We start from the raw sequence: 489 nt of genomic DNA on the forward strand, positions 1-489 counted from the left end.
GTCGATGGCGCGAAGCATGTGCATAAACGGCGCGGCAGGCAATCATTATCTGTATGTGCATACAGTTGTTGTGCGCCGATACCGGTCGTTCTTGAGCATGATCAAGTCTGGCGGCGGCGAGGAGGCTTAGCCTGTGGCCACTGCAACAACGCCCGAAAGGCACGCGCAATGGCCAAGAAATTTCCCCTCGAACCATCCCACCCCGAACGTGTGTGCTGGGGCTGCGACCGCTATTGCCCGGCAACTTCGATGGCCTGTGGCAACGGCGCGGGCCGCACCCAGCATCCGGCGGAAATGTTCGGTGAGGACTGGTATCTGGACGAATGCTGGGGCATCGACCCGGAGCTGATCGCCAAGACCCGCAAGGAATCGCCGAGCTGATGTTGCGCGGGGTTCTTCTTCGGCAGGTTCTTGAAAAACGTAGGCGATGGCAACGCAGGTAGTTTTTCAACTGCCTGCTATTCGCGGTCGGCGAAACGCTGCACCACC

1 protein-coding gene is annotated in these 489 nt (G+C 59.5%); it reads left to right on the plus strand.

Features of this window, described 5'->3' with window-relative positions; all coding sequences use genetic code 11:
• Positions 1-168 precede the first annotated feature (168 nt).
• Positions 169-381, plus strand: a complete 213-nt coding sequence (locus tag ACU8YC_RS26505; protein WP_045632389.1) for a DUF3079 domain-containing protein — start codon at positions 169-171, stop codon at positions 379-381.
• The last annotated feature ends 108 nt before the right edge of the window (positions 382-489 follow it).

The organism is Citrobacter sp. VF227 (assembly GCF_052950715.1).

Coding starts and splice junctions, on each gene's coding strand:
- ACU8YC_RS26505 (WP_045632389.1), top strand. CDS start 169: ATGGCCAAGAAATTTCCCCTCGAACCATCCCACCCCGAACGTGTGTGC.